This window comes from Streptomyces sp. NPDC001599 (assembly GCF_042893535.1).
Lineage (GTDB): Bacteria > Actinomycetota > Actinomycetes > Streptomycetales > Streptomycetaceae > Streptomyces.
Genome location: NZ_JBIAVA010000003.1, coordinates 15,172 through 31,182 on the forward strand (window position 1 = coordinate 15,172; position 16,011 = coordinate 31,182).

Annotated in this window: 14 protein-coding genes and 1 pseudogene; 11 read left to right on the plus strand and 4 right to left on the minus strand. The window is 72.8% G+C overall.

The window, feature by feature from the left end; all coding sequences use genetic code 11:
- Window positions 1–55: 55 nt before the first annotated feature.
- Window positions 56–319, plus strand: a pseudogene (locus ACFYZ3_RS08865) (sigma factor); the annotation flags it as partial.
- Window positions 320–368: 49 nt separating this feature from the next.
- Here ACFYZ3_RS08865 and ACFYZ3_RS08870 read toward each other — a convergent pair.
- Entirely contained in the window at window positions 369–731 is a 363-nt protein-coding gene (locus ACFYZ3_RS08870; RefSeq protein WP_388514895.1) for a hypothetical protein, read from the minus strand.
- A gap of 107 nt (window positions 732–838) precedes the next feature.
- Here ACFYZ3_RS08870 and ACFYZ3_RS08875 point away from each other — a divergent pair, with 107 nt between their 5' ends.
- Window positions 839–1,138, plus strand: coding sequence for an amidohydrolase family protein (locus tag ACFYZ3_RS08875; RefSeq protein ID WP_388514897.1), 300 nt, complete (start codon window positions 839–841; stop codon window positions 1,136–1,138).
- A gap of 79 nt (window positions 1,139–1,217) precedes the next feature.
- Here the strand turns inward: ACFYZ3_RS08875 and ACFYZ3_RS08880 are convergent, their stop codons facing one another.
- Complete coding sequence (locus ACFYZ3_RS08880; RefSeq protein WP_388514899.1) at window positions 1,218–2,309, minus strand: transaldolase family protein; 1,092 nt, start codon at window positions 2,307–2,309, stop codon at window positions 1,218–1,220.
- Between the two features lie 207 nt (window positions 2,310–2,516).
- Between ACFYZ3_RS08880 and asnB the strand changes: the two genes are divergently transcribed.
- The 8 genes from asnB to ACFYZ3_RS08920 all read left to right on the plus strand — a co-directional run bounded on the left by asnB (window position 2,517) and on the right by ACFYZ3_RS08920 (window position 12,585).
- A complete protein-coding gene (gene asnB / locus ACFYZ3_RS08885) occupies window positions 2,517–4,370 on the plus strand; it encodes an asparagine synthase (glutamine-hydrolyzing) (protein ID WP_388514900.1) in 1,854 nt (617 codons plus the stop codon).
- 674 nt (window positions 4,371–5,044) lie between these two features.
- Window positions 5,045–6,295, plus strand: coding sequence for a multidrug effflux MFS transporter (locus tag ACFYZ3_RS08890; protein ID WP_388514901.1), 1,251 nt, complete (start codon window positions 5,045–5,047; stop codon window positions 6,293–6,295).
- Between the two features lie 208 nt (window positions 6,296–6,503).
- Complete coding sequence (locus ACFYZ3_RS08895) at window positions 6,504–7,676, plus strand: 3-deoxy-7-phosphoheptulonate synthase (protein WP_388514902.1); 1,173 nt, start codon at window positions 6,504–6,506, stop codon at window positions 7,674–7,676.
- Between the two features lie 47 nt (window positions 7,677–7,723).
- Complete coding sequence (locus tag ACFYZ3_RS08900; RefSeq protein ID WP_388515962.1) at window positions 7,724–8,503, plus strand: 2,3-dihydro-2,3-dihydroxybenzoate dehydrogenase; 780 nt, start codon at window positions 7,724–7,726, stop codon at window positions 8,501–8,503.
- A complete protein-coding gene (locus ACFYZ3_RS08905) occupies window positions 8,500–9,186 on the plus strand; it encodes an isochorismatase family protein (RefSeq protein WP_388514903.1) in 687 nt (228 codons plus the stop codon). Before ACFYZ3_RS08900 ends, ACFYZ3_RS08905 begins: the two co-directional genes overlap by 4 nt.
- The gene (locus tag ACFYZ3_RS08910; protein ID WP_388514905.1) at window positions 9,183–11,054 is read left to right on the plus strand and encodes an anthranilate synthase family protein; all 1,872 of its coding nucleotides are present in this window, start codon (window positions 9,183–9,185) and stop codon (window positions 11,052–11,054) included. Before ACFYZ3_RS08905 ends, ACFYZ3_RS08910 begins: the two co-directional genes overlap by 4 nt.
- Window positions 11,051–11,398, plus strand: a complete 348-nt coding sequence (locus tag ACFYZ3_RS08915) for a hypothetical protein (protein ID WP_388514906.1) — start codon at window positions 11,051–11,053, stop codon at window positions 11,396–11,398. The genes ACFYZ3_RS08910 and ACFYZ3_RS08915 overlap by 4 nt, the downstream gene beginning before the upstream one ends.
- Window positions 11,395–12,585: an FAD-dependent monooxygenase gene (locus ACFYZ3_RS08920; RefSeq protein ID WP_388514907.1), complete on the plus strand. Its 1,191-nt coding sequence runs from the start codon at window positions 11,395–11,397 to the stop codon at window positions 12,583–12,585. The genes ACFYZ3_RS08915 and ACFYZ3_RS08920 overlap by 4 nt, the downstream gene beginning before the upstream one ends.
- 76 nt (window positions 12,586–12,661) lie before the next feature.
- Here the strand turns inward: ACFYZ3_RS08920 and rfbB are convergent, their stop codons facing one another.
- Both rfbB and ACFYZ3_RS08930 read right to left on the minus strand, forming a co-directional pair.
- On the minus strand, window positions 12,662–13,633 hold the full coding sequence (rfbB, locus tag ACFYZ3_RS08925) for a dTDP-glucose 4,6-dehydratase (protein ID WP_388514908.1): 972 nt from the start codon (window positions 13,631–13,633) through the stop codon (window positions 12,662–12,664).
- Window positions 13,630–14,691 carry a glucose-1-phosphate thymidylyltransferase gene (locus ACFYZ3_RS08930; protein WP_388514910.1) on the minus strand — a complete coding sequence of 354 codons (1,062 nt, stop codon included), beginning with the start codon at window positions 14,689–14,691 and terminating at the stop codon, window positions 13,630–13,632. The genes rfbB and ACFYZ3_RS08930 overlap by 4 nt, the downstream gene beginning before the upstream one ends.
- A gap of 161 nt (window positions 14,692–14,852) precedes the next feature.
- Here ACFYZ3_RS08930 and ACFYZ3_RS08935 point away from each other — a divergent pair, with 161 nt between their 5' ends.
- A complete protein-coding gene (locus ACFYZ3_RS08935; protein WP_388514911.1) occupies window positions 14,853–15,983 on the plus strand; it encodes a nucleotide disphospho-sugar-binding domain-containing protein in 1,131 nt (376 codons plus the stop codon).
- Window positions 15,984–16,011 lie beyond the last annotated feature (28 nt).

Sequence of the window (16,011 nt, forward strand, 5' to 3'; positions counted from 1 at the left end):
GCGACACCAACGGGCCGGGCGTGACATGGCCCGTAGCCGGGTCCAAGGGGGCGCCATGCACGCAGGCCACAACCTCGGCTCGGTCGAGGAGGCGACGCGACAGTTCGTCGAGGCCCGTCCGAAGCTCTTCGGCATCGCCTACCGCGTGCTCGGCAGCACCGTCGAGGCCGAGGACGTGCTGCAGGAGGCGTGGCTGAGGTGGCAGAAGGCAGACCGCACAGACATCCTCGAGCCGGCCGCCTTCCTGGCCACCGTGACCACCCGACTCGCCATCAACACGGCCCAGTCGGCCCGGGTGCGGCGTGAGGCCTACGTCGGCGCCCCGGCGGCGCGCACGCCGTGTCCGCACACGGCGGCCCCCTCGCCCGTCACGGTGTCGCACACGGCCCGATCGGCCGGTCGTACTGGGAGACGACCCAAGTGATCGGAACGAACATGGCAATCACCGAACACCGTCTGTCCACCGCGGTTCTCGTGATCGGCACGGGCGGAGCGAGCCCGAGGGCGGCGATCGAGCTCGCCATGAAACTCCGAGCGACAGCCATGATGATCTCGATGCCGTGTTGTCCCACTCGGTAGGCATCCGCGGCGCGGGCAACCGGCAGCACCGGGTCGGAGTCCCACATCGAGACCTCCACCGACTCCCCCGTGATGCGCAGGGTCACCACTATCGGGCCCGCAACCAGCTCGCTGACCACCAACTGCGCGAGATCCGTGACCCGTTGCGACACCTGAAGACCGTGATCGGCCCTGCCCTCATGTTGCCCCCCCGTTTACCTTGCCGGACCGACCAGACCGCACGGCGCGCGAACCTCCAGGCGCGGCAGTCAGCCTGCACATGAACCTGCGTGCCATGGTCACCTACGGGTTCACGCCGTACGAAGCTCTGACGACCGCGACCAGTCTGGCGGGCGAGACGCTGAACGAAGACCTCGGCCGGATCGCACCCGGCAGGTACGCCGACCTCGCCGTCGTCGACGGTGATCCGCTGACCGACGTCAAGGACGCCGCCAACGTCGGACAGGTCTTCGTGTCGGGCGTCGCACACACCGTCGACTCCCTGATGCGGCCGTTCGCCGGCGCCCCGGCCGCCGCCGGTTTCCGGAAGCCGGAGGGGAGCAGCAGCAGCGGGTCGTGACCTGTCACCCACCCGGCCCCCGTGCCGGTCGTCGTGCCGGTCGTCGTGGTCCGGCGCGACCTCGGTGCGGGCGACCGCGTCACGAAGCCGGGCAGGAGGCGGACCGGTGCCCCGGTGTGCCCTCCCACACCTGCTGCCAGCGCCGCGCGTCGGCCGCCAGCCACGCCTGTTCCAGTTCCGCGGCCAACTCCTCGTAGGAGAGGCCGAACGCGTACAGGGCTTCGAGATCCTGACGCGCGGTGATGTGGCGGCCCGACAGGGCGTCGCCGACGAGGGCGGCGCCGGTGCCGATCGAGGCGAGTTCGGCGCGGCCGAACGCGTGCACCACGCCCCAGCCGACGAGACCGTCCGCGTAGTGGGCGGGGTGGCCGGCCGGGGCGATCTCCGTCCAGACCAGATGCGGGAACTGCGCCCCGTGGGAGGCGAGCCGCTGCCAGCGAGGGGCGCTCGTGACCTGTTCGTGGAGGTGGTACACGAGACGCGCGTGCGCCCGTGCCGACTCGCCGATGGGATAGCGCCTGGCGGCCAGCCCCCGCTCCCGCAGCCGCCGGTCCACCAGCCGGTCGATCGGGGCGACCGGCACCGTCACCGCCGTACTGATGGCCGACAGCGGACGGTTCGCCTCCCACGCCCGCTCGAGTCCCGTGGACAGCGCCGCGAGGACCCGCTCGTGGTGCGCGGCGCTGAAGACCGGGGTGACGTCGACGCCGACTCCGGCGGCGACCAGGGCGGCGACCGCGTCCAGACGGTCGGGCGTGCCGGGCACCTTCACCAGCAGGTTCGGACGGTCCACCGCCCACCACGTGGCCAGCCCCTCCTGCTCCGGGGCGTCGGTGGGAGGAAGGTCCGCCGACACCAGGCCCACCCGGCCGCGGCTCGCCTCGTAGCGCGGCAGCAGCGCGTCGCAGGCCGCCCGGGCGGGCAGCGCGGACAGCCCGCGGCGGGCCCGAGCGCGATCGTGGCCCCGCTCGCGCAGTGCCGCGAACCGTGTCCCGCCGCCCGCCGCCAGAACGTCCTCGACGGTCCAGGTCACCCCGCTCAGGTCCCAGTCCGCAGCGAGCCGTGCCAACGCCCCGTCCTCGCCGGGCTCCGGGCAGCCGCGCAGCCAGACGGAGACCCCCTCGGCACGCAGCCGCTTGAGGTGCCGGCCAGTGGTGTCGCGGGCGTTCATCGCGTGGCCTCTCCCTCGTCGTCAGAAGGACAACCCTAGGCAGCCGGCGGCCGCCGGACGCCCGCGCGAGCACCACTTCGTCAGGTCAGGCACCATGCGCGTGGCTCCGGCGACCGGGACCTGACGAGGTAGGGACGGACCGGTGGTCCCGTGTCCCGTCGCGCGCACATGCTGCCCGTGGACCCTAAGGAAAGGAACCGATCGACGATGTGCGGTCTCGCGGGATGGGTGAGTCTCAGGCGCGATCTGACGTGGCACACCGACATTGCGTCGGAGATGACGCGCACCTTGGAGTGCCGGGGCCCCGACGCGCACGGGGTGTGGGCGTCCGAACACGCGCTCCTCGGCCACCAACGGCTCAGCATCATCGACCTGGAGGGCGGTGCACAGCCGATGAGCGCGGTCCCGGACGTACCCGACGCTCCGGTCGTCGCCTACACCGGCGAGATCTACAACTTCCGCGAGCTGCGCGCCGAGTTGGAGCGGCTCGGTCACCGGTTCCGTACGGTGAGCGACACCGAGGTGCTGTTGCACGCCTACCTGGAGTGGGGTGAGGACTTCGCCGCCCGGCTCAACGGCATGTACGCGTTCGCGCTGTGGGACCCGCGCACCGAGCAACTGCTCCTGGTCCGCGACCGGATGGGCGTCAAACCGCTCTACTACTACGAGACGGACGACGGCATCCTGTTCGGGTCCGAGCCCAAGGCGATCCTGTGCCACCCGGAGGCCGAGGCGGTCGTGGACGCCGACGGGCTGCGGGAGATCTTCAGCATCGTCAAGACGCCGGGGCACGCCGTCTTCCGGGGCATGCGCGAAGTGCGTCCGGCGACGGTCGTGCGGTTCGACGCCGGCGGCCTCACCGAGCGCGAGTACTGGCGGCTGACCGCGCGCCCGCACACCGACGACCTGCCCACGACGATCCGGCACGTGCGCGAACTCCTGGAGGACATCGTCGAGCGGCAGCTCGTCGCCGACGTCACCGTGGGCACCCTGCTCTCCGGCGGCCTCGACTCCAGCGCCGTGACCGCACTCGCCGCCCGGGCGCTCGCCGCGCAGGGCGATCCCACGCCCCTGCGCGCCTTCTCCGTCGACTTCACGGGACACGACGAGCGCTTCGAGTCGAACGTGCAGTGGGAGGACCCCGACACACCGTTCGCGATCGAGGTGGCCCGGCACGTCGGCGCCGAGCACGTCGTCGTGGAACTCGACAGCGAGGACGTGCTCGACCCGCGGGTACGGGCCGACGTGCTGCGGGCCCAGGACCTGCCGGTGTCCACCGGCGACATGGAGTACTCGCTGTACCTGCTGTGCCGTGCGCTGAGGGAGCGGATGACCGTCGCCCTGTCCGGGGAGGCCGCCGACGAACTCTTCGGCGGCTACACGTGGTTCCACGACCCGGAGGCCGTCGAGGGCGACACCTTCCCCTGGCACCATCCCTTCGAGAAGGCCGGCGGCATCGGCGCGCTGCGCGACGTGGGCCTGTGGGACCGGCTCGGCCTCGACGCGTACGTCAAACACCGGTACGTGGAGGCCCTCGCCGAAGTGCCGCGGCTGGCGGGGGAGACCGGGCTCGAGGCCAGGATGCGGGAGGTGGGCTACCTCAACATCACCCGCTGGGAGAACTTCCTGCTCGACCGCAAGGACCGGATGAGCATGGCCGTCAGCCTGGAGGTGCGCGTCCCGTTCACCGACCACCGGCTCGTCGAGTACGTCTTCAACACCCCCTGGGCGATGAAGAACCACGACGGCCGGGAGAAGAGCCTGCTGCGCTCGGCGATGCGCGGGATCCTCCCCGACTCCGTCCTGGACCGCAAGAAGAACCCCTACCCCTCCACACAGGACGAGACCTACGAGATCGCGGTGCGCGGCATGGTCGAGGACCTGCTCACCCGGGACTCCCCGGTGCTGCGCCTGGTGACGCCCGACGCCGTGCGGCGGCTGCTCGACCGGCCCGTCGGCGCCTACGCGATGGGCGGGCCGTGGAGCGCCCGCGCGGTCCTGGAGCGGCTCATCGAGTTCGATGCCTGGGTCACCCGGTACGGCGTGCGCGTCGAATTGTGACGAACACGGCCGACACACCCGTGACCGAGCCCGCACCGGCCCCGCACACGAACTGTGCCACTGCGCACCCACGCCCCGGCACAGGGTCGAACCCGGGGCCCGCCGCACGCCGCCCTGCGCCACGCCTTCTGCGCCGACAGCCGGTGCAGCAGCGCCGCAGCCGGTCCGCCCACCACCCTGGCGTGCGGATGAGCTGGACCGGAGACCCGAACGCGGGCGGCCCGCCCCGCCCCGACGCCCACGATCTCGCCTGGGCGCAGGAAGTCCTCGACCTGGCGCAGGGAGGTCCGACGACCGCCGTGCCCTGAGGTCCTGCCGGCGGTCACCCATGTGCACCCCGGCGCCCGGCCCGCACACCCCGGCCGTGCGCACGGAGCGGCGGCAGGGTGCCCCTGGCCGGCTCGTGCCGCCCGCCCGACTCCGTGCCGCGTGCCCCGGTCGCTCGCCCACCGGGCAGACGCCTGGAGACGTTCACGGGGTCGAGCCTCGCGCCGTACGCACGCCACCGCGTCCGGGCACCGGCTCCCCGCGCCACCAGGCTCCACGCGGACCTCCCACCCGTCCGGAGCCCAGTGCCGGTGGCGTACGGGGCTCCCCCGTCAACGGAGGCCCGTATGCCGCCGAGCCCATCGACACCCCCGACACCCCCGACACCCCGGTCGTCCCCGACGCCCGTGTCCACGCCCCACAGCCTTACCGCCTGGCGGCCCCGGCCCCCGGCCGCACTGCTGGTCGCCGTCCTGGCGCTGCTGTCCTTCGTGATGCCGCTGGCCACCGACATGTACCTGCCCGCGTTCCCGCGGATGGCGCGTGACCTGGGCACGGACGCCTCCGGCGTACAGCTGACCCTCACTGCCTTCATGGCCGGACTCGCCCTGGGCCAGCTCGTCTTCGGGCCGCTGTCCGACCGGTACGGACGACGTCTCCCGATCCTCGTCGGCACCGGGATCTGCACCCTCACCACGGCGCTGTGCGCAGTCACCCCCTCCCTGGAGTGGCTGATCGTGTGGCGGCTGCTGAGCGGTGCGGCCGGGGCCGCCGGGCTGGTCGTCGGGCGCGCCGTGGTCGCCGACATCGCGCAAGGCGTACGCGCGGCACGGCTGTTCGGCATCCTCATGGCCCTGGGCGGCGTGGCACCCGTCGTCGCCCCGCTGGCGGGCGGAGCCGTGGCCGCGGCGGCCGGGTGGCGGTCGGTGTTCTGGGTGCTCACGGCGGCGTCCCTGGCCTCCTTCGCGGCCGCGTACCTGGTCGTACCCGAGACCCTGCCGCTCGGGCTGCGCACCCCGGTCGGCCTCGGCGCCGTCGTCCGGTCGGTCCGCTCGGTGCTGGGCAACCGCCGCTATCTGGGCTCCACGGGCGCCTTCGCGTTCGGCAGCGCCGCGCTGTTCTGCTACATCGCGGGGTCGCCGTTCCTGTTCCAGAACGTCCTCGGCCTGAGCGTCGGTCAGGCCTCGGCGGCCTTCGCCGCGGGCGCCCTGACCGCGACCCTGTCCAGTGCGCTCGGTGCCCGACTGGCGGGTCGGTTCACGCCCTGGGGGCTGCTGGTGGCCGGACTCGTCGCGCTGACCGCCGCCGCGGCCGTCGCGCTCGCCCTCACCGCCACCGGCCGCCTCGGGCGGACCGCCGCGTTCGCCCTGCTCGGCCTCGCCTTCCTCGGACTCGGCCTCGTCTTCGCCAACGGCACGACGCTGGCCGTCGGCGCGGTGCCCGGGGCGACCGGCACCGGATCCGCCGTGCTCGGCACCGCGCAGAGCCTGCTCGGTGCCCTCGCCGCCCCGCTCATGGGCCTCGGCGGGGAACACACCGCACTGCCCCTGTTCCTGGGGATGACGATCAGTGCGCTGATCGCGCTGCTCTGCCTCGCGGCCGCACGGGCCCGTCCGGCACCCCGCCTCGGAAAAAGGGATTTCCTCGGGAATTCTTGATGCGCTTCTGGAGCCCTCCTATAGGAGAGCCACAGACCCCGTTCCGGTCCGACGGGTGGATTTCCGCAGGACATTCCACCGCCCATGACATGCGGGGATGCTCCAACCCGACGCCTCCTGGGAGGACTTGACGGAGTCAGTGGATATTTCTTTCCGTGGTCATTTGGGGCGCCGGAGAATTCACGGACCCGTCCAGGAGGAGGTTTCAGTGGACCACTATCTCGATCTTCTGAGTCGACTGCCCGCGGCCCAGCAGCCCGACTGGAAGGACGACGAAACGCTGCCCGGCGTACGGGACGAACTCGCTGCCCGCCCCGCCCTGGTGCGAGCCCCGGACGTCCACCGGCTGCGGGTCCTGCTGGCGCGGGCCGCCTCGGGAGCCGTGCAGGTGGTGCAGGCCGGGGACTGCGCGGAGGACCCCGAGGAGTCCGGCCGCGGCGACGTCGCCCGCAAGGCGGCCCTCCTCGACGTGCTGGCCGGCACCCTCAAGTCGCTGTCCCACCGGCCCGTCCTGCGCGTCGGCCGCATGGCCGGCCAGTTCGCCAAGCCCCGCTCCCGGCCGACCGAGACGGTCGTGGGACGTACCCTGCCCGTCTACCGGGGCCACCTCGTCAACAGCCCCGAACCCGACCCCGACCTCCGCCGCCCCGACCCCGGCCGACTGCTGACCTGCTACGACGCAGCGGACAGCGTGCTGCGTCACCTCGGCTGGCACCGGCCCACCCCCGGAGACGGCGTGGACGCCACGGTGTGGACCAGCCACGAGGCTCTCGTCCTCGACTACGAACTCCCGCAACTGCGCCCGGACGACAGCGGCGCGCCCTACCTCGCCTCCACCCACTGGCCCTGGATCGGCGAGCGCACCCGCCAGCCGGACGGCGCACACGTCGCGCTGCACGCCGCGATCGTCAACCCCGTGGCCTGCAAGGTCGGTCCCGGCATCACTCCGGAGGAACTCCTCGACCTGTGCGACCGGCTCGACCCGCACCACGACCCCGGCCGGCTCACCCTCATCGCCCGCATGGGCGCCGCGGCGGTCAGCACCAGACTGCCCCGCCTCGTCCGCGCCGTGCGCCGGGCCGGGCACCCCGTCCTGTGGCTGTGCGACCCCATGCACGGCAACACCGTCGCCGGCCCCGACGGACTGAAGACCCGGTTCGTGGAGACGGTCGTGCACGAGGTCGAGTCCTTCTACGAGGTGGTCGGCGAGGCCGGCGGCACACCCGCGGGACTGCACCTGGAGACCACCCCCGACGACGTCGCCGAGTGCCTCTCCCGCGAGGCGCCCGAGCAGCGGGACGCCGGCAAGTACACCAGCTTCTGCGACCCGCGGCTCAACCCGGCACAGGCCATGACGGTGGCCGCGGCCTGGCGCGGCTGACCCCCCCCGACCCCGACATGGGAGGCGAGTTGAACCCCAACACGGATCTGCCCCGGGCCACGGCCCTGGTCACCGGAGCGGCCGGCGGCATCGGCAGCGCGATCGTCCGCGTGCTCGGCGAGAGCGGTGTGACGGTCGCCGCCGTCGACCGGCCCGGCGCCAGAGCCGACGTGCTCGCGGCCAAGGCACGCGCCGACGGCCTCGACGTGCACGCCTTCACCGCCGACGTCACCCGGGAAGCGGACGTGGAGGCACTGCTCGACAGCGTCGAGAACAGCGTCGGCGCGGTGGCGAGCCTGGTGAACGCGGCCGGAGTGCTCACACCCGGCCGTGCCCACACGCTGACCCAGGAGGACTGGGCGGCGACCTTCGCGGTCAACACGACCGGCGTCTTCCTCGTCTCCCGGGCCGTCGTGCGCCGCATGCTCGACGCCCGCAGGACCGGGGCGATCGTCACGGTCGCGTCCAACGCGGCCGGCACCGCGCGCACCGGCATGGCGGCCTACGCCGCCTCCAAGGCCGCCGCGACCATGTTCACCAAGTGTCTCGGCCTCGAAGTGGCCCGGCACGGCATCCGGTGCAACGTCGTGGCGCCCGGCTCCACCGAGACCCCGATGCTCGCCTCCCTGTGGCACGACGCCTCGGGACGCGCGGGCACCCTCGACGGCACCCCGGCCGAGTACCGGGTGGGCATCCCGCTCGGCCGGATAGCCCACCCCACCGACGTCGCCGACGCCGTGGTCTACCTGCTGTCCGACCGCGCCCGGCACATCACCCTGCAGTCACTCACCGTCGACGGCGGCGCCACCCTGGGGGTGTCCGCGTGAACGCGCCCACCGCCCCCGGCATACCCGCCATCGAGTCCTACCGGCTGCCCGGCCCCGCGGACCTGCCCGCCAACACCGCGACCTGGACACCGGATCCGCGCCGAGCGGTACTCCTCGTCCACGACATGCAGCGCTACTTCCTGCGCCCCTTTCCCGGCTCGGTCGGCACTCCGCTCGTCGCCCACGCCGCCCTCCTGCGGCGCACGGCGGCACAGGCCGGGATGCCCGTCGCGTACACCGCCCAGCCCGGCGGCATGACCCCGGAACAGCGGGGCCTGCTCGCGGACTTCTGGGGCCCGGGCATGACCCCGTCCGAGACCGACCGGCAGGTGGTCGACGCCCTGGCGCCCGCGCCGGGCGACCGCACCTTCACCAAGTGGCGCTACAGCGCCTTCGTCAACTCCGGCCTGCTGGATTGGATGAGGCTGAACCGCCGCGACCAACTGGTGATCTGCGGTGTCTACGCACACGTGGGCGTGCTGATGACGGCCTGCGAGGCGTTCTCCCACGACGTCCAGCCCTTCCTCGCCGCGGACGCCGTCGCCGACTTCGGTGCGGCGGAGCACCACATGGCCCTGCGGTACGCGGCCCGGCGCTGTGCCGTCGTGCGCACCGCCGGACAGCTCGCCGCCGAACTGCGCTCCGCGGAACGGGAGCCCGAACGGGCGGAGGCACCCCGATGACCGACGACCTGCTGGCGCGGATCCTGGCCGGGCGCGAACACGCGTACGCCCTGCTGCACCGCCCCGAAGCCACCGGACCCGGCGTGGTGGAGGTGCTGGCCGGCCACGTGGTGCGCCTGACCGAGCTGGCCGACCTGACGGAACTCACGCCGCGGGCCGCACCGGGCACCGGCGCCGCCCACCACGACGTCCTCGCCCTCGTCCCGTACCGCCAGCTCGCCGAACGCGGCTACGCGGCACCCGACGACGGCACCCCGCTCACCGCCCTGGTCGTGCGCGAGCAGGCCCGCGTCGCGCTCGCCGACGTCCTCGGCCGGGTCCCGCACACCGCCGCGACCCTCGTCGACGGCCGCTTCGAACCCGACGACGCCACCTACGCGGACACGGTCCGGCGGATCGTCGACGAGGAGATCGGCACCGGGCAGGGCGCGAACTTCGTCGTCAAACGGTCCTTCGTCGCCCGGGTCGACCACCCCGACGCACACACCGCCCTCCGCTTCTTCCGCCGCCTGCTGGGCAAGGAGACCGGCGCCTACTGGACCTTCCTCGTGCACACCGGGGAGCACACCCTGGTCGGCGCCTCGCCGGAGCGGCACATCAGCGTCGACGCGGGCCACGCCGTGATGAACCCCATCAGCGGCACCTACCGCTACCCGCCGACCGGACCGGATCTCGACGAGGTCATGGAGTTCCTGCGGGACACCAAGGAGACCGACGAGCTGTACATGGTCGTCGACGAGGAACTCAAGATGATGAGCCGGATCTGCGAGGCGGGCGGCCGGGTCACCGGACCGCACCTGAAGGAGATGGCGCGCCTGGCCCACACCGAGTACTTCATCGAGGGCAGGTGCACCCGCCCCGCCCCCGAGATCCTGCGCGAGACACTCTTCGCTCCGACCGTCACCGGCAGCCCGCTGGAGAACGCGGCCCGCGTCATCGCCCGCCACGAGCCCGACGGCCGCGGCTACTACGCGGGGGTGGCGGCACTCATCGGCCGGGACGCCACGGGCGGCACCGCGCTCGACTCCGCGATCCTCATCCGTGCCGCGCGCCTCGGCGCCGACGGCCGTATCGAGATCGGCGTCGGCGCCACCCTCGTACGGCACTCCGATCCGGCCGCCGAGGTCGCCGAGACCCGGGCGAAGGCGGCGGGACTGCTCGACGCGCTGACCGCGCCGGGCGGCACCCTCGCCGACCATCCCGACGTACGCGCCGAACTCGCCCGCAGGAACACGGCCGTGTCCGACTTCTGGCTGGCATCCGGCGACGACGGCGCCCCCGGGGACCTCGCCGGGCGCACCGCCCTGGTGGTCGACGCGGAGGACACCTTCACCGCGATGCTGGCCCTCCAGCTGAAGGCCCTCGGCATGGCCGTGATCGTGCGCCGCTACGACGAGCCGTACACGCTCGGCGGGCACGACCTCGTCGTCATGGGGCCCGGCCCGGGTGACCCCACGGACACCGCGCACCCCAAGATCGCGCACCTGCGCGCGGCCGTCCACGAACTCCTCGACCGCAGGCTGCCGTTCCTCGGTGTCTGCCTCAGCCACCAGGTGCTGTGCACCCTCCTGGGCCTCGACGTGCGCCGCAAGGCGCGCCCGAGCCAGGGTGAACAGCGCCGCGTCGACCTGTTCGGCGAGAGTGCCCTGGTCGGCTTCTACAACACCTTCGCCGCCTACAGCGACGACGACAAGACCCAGGTCGACGGCGTCGGAGCCGTCGAGGTCTGCCGGGACCCGGCCGACGGCGCCGTGCACGCGCTGCGCGGCCCCGGCTTCGCCTCGTTGCAGTTCCACCCCGAGTCACTGCTCACGCGCGACGGCCCACGCATCGTGGGCGCGCTGATCAAGGAGGTGTTCCGCTCGTGAAGGTCGTCGTCGCCTGGTGGGACCTCGCGTCCTCGCATCACGACGCGGCGTCCCTGCGCCCGTTCCTGCGGGACGAGGCCGTCGCCCGCTTCTCGGAGGTGGAGGGGCTGCGTTTGAAGGTGTGGCTGTCGGACGCGCCGACGGCGCGCTGGGGCGCGCTGTTCCTGTGGGAGTCCGCGCGGGCCGCTGAGCAGGAACTGCCCGCGCGCGCCGCCGAGATCATCGGCTGCCCGCCGGCCGAGGTGCACGTCTTCGACGTGGAGGCGGTCACCGAGGGACGTCACACCAACGCGTCCCTCACCGAGGTCGGGCTCGCCCACGAGGAGAGGGGCCGGGTCGCGTGAAGGACCTCATCGTGGTCGGCGGCGGCATCGGAGGACTCGCCGCCGCCCTCGCCGCCGTCCGCCCGGGACGCAAGGTCACCGTGCTCGAACGCCGCGACGTGTACGGCGAGCTGGGCGCCGGCATCCAACTCGGGCCCAACGCCTTCCACGCCCTGGACCGGCTCGGCGTCGGTACGGCCGTGCGGGCCCGCGCGGTGCGCGTCGACGCCCTGCGCTTCATGAACGGCACCTCGGACACCGCGGTCGCCTCGATGCCGCTGACCGGCGCCTACATCCGGCGGTTCCGGAACCCGTACGCCGTCGTGCACCGCGTCGACCTGCACCGTCCGCTGCTCGACGCCTGCCGCGAGGCCGGTGTCGACCTGCGCGTGAACAGCGGTCTGGTCCGCTACGAGCAGGAGGCCGGGAGCGTCACAGCCGTCCTGGACGACGGGGAACGCGTCACCGGCCGCGCCCTGATCGGAGCGGACGGCATCCGCTCCGCCGTGCGCGCCCAGCTGCTCGACGACGGCGAACCGCGGGTGTCGGGGCACACCATCTACCGCTCCGTCGTGCCCATGGAAGCGGTGCCGCCGCAGCTGCGCCGCAACGTCGTGGCCCTGTGGGCGGGGCCGAAGTGGCACTTCGTCCATTACCCCATCGCCGCGGGCGAGTTCCTCAACATGGCGATCACTCGCGACGACGGGGCACGGGAGGCGGTGGCCGGCGTGCCGGTGCCCGAGGAGCGGGTCCTGGGCGAATTCCCCGCCCTCGGCCCGTGCGCGCGCGGCCTGCTGGAACTCGGCCGGGACTGGCGCACCTGGGTACTGTGCGACCGGGATCCGGTCACCACCTGGACGGACGCCCGCGTCGCCCTGCTCGGCGACGCCGCCCATCCGATGCTCCAGTACGCCGCCCAGGGCGCCTGCCAGGCGCTGGAGGACGCCGTGGTGCTCGGCGAACTCCTCGGCGGGGCAGCCTGCGAGGACGTGCCTCAGCTCCTGGAGAAGTACGCCGCCGCACGCCGGGAACGCACGGCGCGGGCCCAGCTGGTGGCCCGCGAGATGGGGGAGCGCCTCTACCACCCCGAGGGGCGGGCCGCGCGGGAACGCGACGCGATGCTGGGGTCGCTGTCGGCCGACGAGATGTACGACGCCGTGCAGTGGCTGCACGGCGAGCGGAACTTCGCCGCTCCCGGCTGCGGATGACACGTCCGCGAGGCGTCACGGACGAGCGGGCCGCTCCGGATTCCCGGGGCGGCCCGCTCGTCGTCGGTGTACGCGCTCAGCCCTTCAGCGGACGCCACCACTCGGAGTGGGCCCGGTACCAGGCGACGGTCTCCCGCAGCCCGGCCGCGAAGGACGTCAGCGGCCGGTATCCGAGCTCCGTGCGGATCTTCGTGTCGTCCGTGGCGTAGCGCAGGTCGTGGCCCTTGCGGTCCGCCACCGGACGGATCCGGGAGGCGTCGGCACCGCACAACGACAGCAGCAGCCCGGTGATCTCACGGTTCGTCAGCTCGTCGCCGCCGCCCACGTTGTAGATCTCGCCGGCCCGGCCGGTGGCGAGCACCAGGTGCACGGCCCGGCAGTGGTCGTCGACGTGCAGCCACTCCCGGCTCTGCCGGCCCGTGCCGTACAGGGGCACGTCCAGTCCGCTGAGCAGGTTCGTGGTGAAGAGCGGGATCAGCTTCTCCGGGTGCTGGCGCGGACCGTAGTTGTTGGAACAGCGGGTGATGCGCACGTCCAGGCCGTGCGTGCGCCAGTAGGAGCGGGCCAGCAGGTCGGCGGAGGCCTTGGAGGCGGCGTAGGGCGAGTTGGGCAGCAGCGGCTCCGCCTCGTCCCAGCTGCCCGTCTCGATCGACCCGTAGACCTCGTCGGTCGAGATGTGCACGAACGTCTCCACGCCGGCCCGCAGCGCGGCGTCGAGCAGCGTCTGGGTGCCGAGCACGTTGGTCCGCACGAAGGCGCGCGGGCCGAGCAGCGAGCGGTCGACGTGCGACTCCGCGGCGAAGTGCACGACGTCCCGGTGGCCGGGCAGCAGCCCCGCCACCAGCTCCTCGTCGCAGATGTCCCCTTTCACCAGGGTCAGCCGCGGATGGTCGAGCGGCAGATTCGCGGGGTTGCCCGCGTAGGTGAGGAGGTCGAGGACGGTGATCTCGGCGTCCTCGAAGCCCGCGTACCGTCCGTCCAGCATGCTGCGGACGAAGTGCGAGCCGATGAATCCGGCACCGCCGGTGACCAGGACACGGTGGGTCACGCCACCACCGCCCGGCAGTCGTCGCCGACGACGAACTGGTGGGCGCGGGTGCCGGGCGGCGAGGTGACCTGTGAGTCGCGGCCGAGCAGCGAGCCACGCACCGGCCCGACCCCGTCGAGGACCGCGCCCCGCAGCAGGATGGAGTCCTCGACGTCGGAGCCGTTCACCGTGCAGTTGGCGCCGAGCGAGGTGTGCGGGCCGATCCGGCTGTCCTGCACGACCGCGCCGGAGCCGACCACCAGCGGCCCGGTGAGGCGCGAGCGCACCACCGTGGCGCCGTGCTCCACCACGACGGGCCCGTCCAGGACGCTGTCCTGGTCCACCTGGCCGCGCACCGCGGTCTCCACGCGGTCGAGCAGCACACGGTTGCACTCCAGGAGACCGTCCGCCCTGCCGGTGTCCTGCCAGTACCCGGAGTGCTCGACGGCGGTGACGGTGCGGCCCTGGTCGACGAGATGCTGGATGGCATCCGTGATCTCCAACTCGCCCCGGGCGCTGGGAGGAACGGCACGCACCGCGTCATGGATGCGCGCGGTGAAGAAGTACACGCCGATGACGGCGAGATCGCTGCGCGGACGGCGGGGCTTCTCCACCAGCGCCCGCACCACCTGGTCCTCGCCGACCTCGGCGACGCCGTACTGGCGCGGGTCGAGGACCTTGGTGACGACGACCTGCGCGGCCGGGCGGCGGGTGGCGAAGGCGTCGGCCGCCTCGGTGATGCCCTCGGCGAGCACGTTGTCCCCGAGGTACATGACGAAGTCCTCGTCGCCGAGGAACTCCCGGGCGATCACCACACAGTGGCCGAGCCCGAGGGGAGCCTCCTGACGGAGGTAGGTGATCCGCAGACCGAGGTCCGAGCCGTCCCCGATCTCGCCGGCTATCTCCTCGGCGTGATCCCCGACGACGACGCCGACCTCGGTCACTCCGATGTCGCGGATGTTCTCCAGGCAGTGGACGAGAACGGGCTTGTTGGCCACCGGGACCAACTGCTTGGCCATCGAGTGGGTAAGGGGACGGAGCCGGGTTCCCATTCCGCCCGACAGAACGAGTGCTTTCATTGCGACCTCTCACTCAATAGGTGGGGCAGCGGTGAAGTCAACAATGCCGCAAGGGCCTTGCGGGCACCTGGAGAAGACTTAGCGCCCCGCCAGAAGAAGCCGTCGCCGGCTCTCCAGAGGTTCCCTGGGTATTCCCTAGGTTGCATTCCTACGGTGACGCCATGCGCATTCTCTTTCTGGCCGGGGGAAGCCCGGCAACCATTTTCGGCCTGGCACCGCTCGCCACGGCCGCACGGAACGCGGGGCACCAGGCCTTCATGGCGTCGACCGAGGAGATGATGCCGGTCGTCGCCGGGGCGGGACTGCCCGGGGTCCCGGTCACCGGCCGTTCCATCCGCGACTTCATGACGACGGACCGGCAGGGCAGGGCCCTCGAATGGCCCGAGGACCCGCTGGAGCACATCGCGTTCATCGGCCGCGGATTCGGCCGCATGGCCGCCGACAGCCTCCCCGCCCTCGTCGAGCTCGGCCGCGCCTGGCGGGCCGACCTCGTGGTCGGCGGCATGCTCTGCTTCGCCGCGCCACTGGCCGCCCGGCAGCTCGGCGTCCCCTGGGTGCGCCAGGCCTGGGACACCGGGGAGCCGGCCGAGGTGGACGGCGCCGCCGAGAGCGTGCTCGGCCCCGAACTCGCCGGCCTCGGCCTGGACCGGCTCCCCGCCCACGACCTGTACATCGACATCTGCCCGCCGAGCCTGCGTCCCGGCGACGCCCCCGCGGCGCAGCCCATGCGCTACGTCCCGGGCAACGGGCAGCGCACTCTCGAGCCGTGGATGTACACGCCGGGCTCACGGCGCAGGGTCCTGGTGACCGCGGGCAGCCGCGTCAGCCGCACCCAGTACTTCGACTACGTACGCGAACTGGCCCGCAAGGTCGGCGCGCTGGGCACGGAGCTGCTCGTCGCCGTGCCCGACGAGGTGGCGGGTGAGCTGGCCGAGGGGCTGCCCCACGTACGGGCGGGCTGGATGCCGCTCGACGTGGTCGCGCCGACCTGCGACCTGGTGGTGCACCACGCGGGCGGCGGCACCGCCCTGTCCGCCATGAACGCCGGGGTGCCGCAGCTGCTGATCCCCAACATGCCCAAGCTCGTGCCGCCTTCGCGGCGCCTGGTCGACTTCGGCGCCGCGCTGATGGTCCCCGACGGGGAGGACTCGCAGGACGCCGTGGTGGCCGCCTGCGAGAAGATCCTCGGTGACTCGGCGTACCGGGAGCGGTCGCAGGCGCTGGCCCGGGAGATCGCCGCGATGCCCGCTCCGGCGCAGGTGGTCGAAGCGCTGGCCGGGGCGGCCCGCTGAGCGGGGCGCGACGGGCACGACGGTGGGG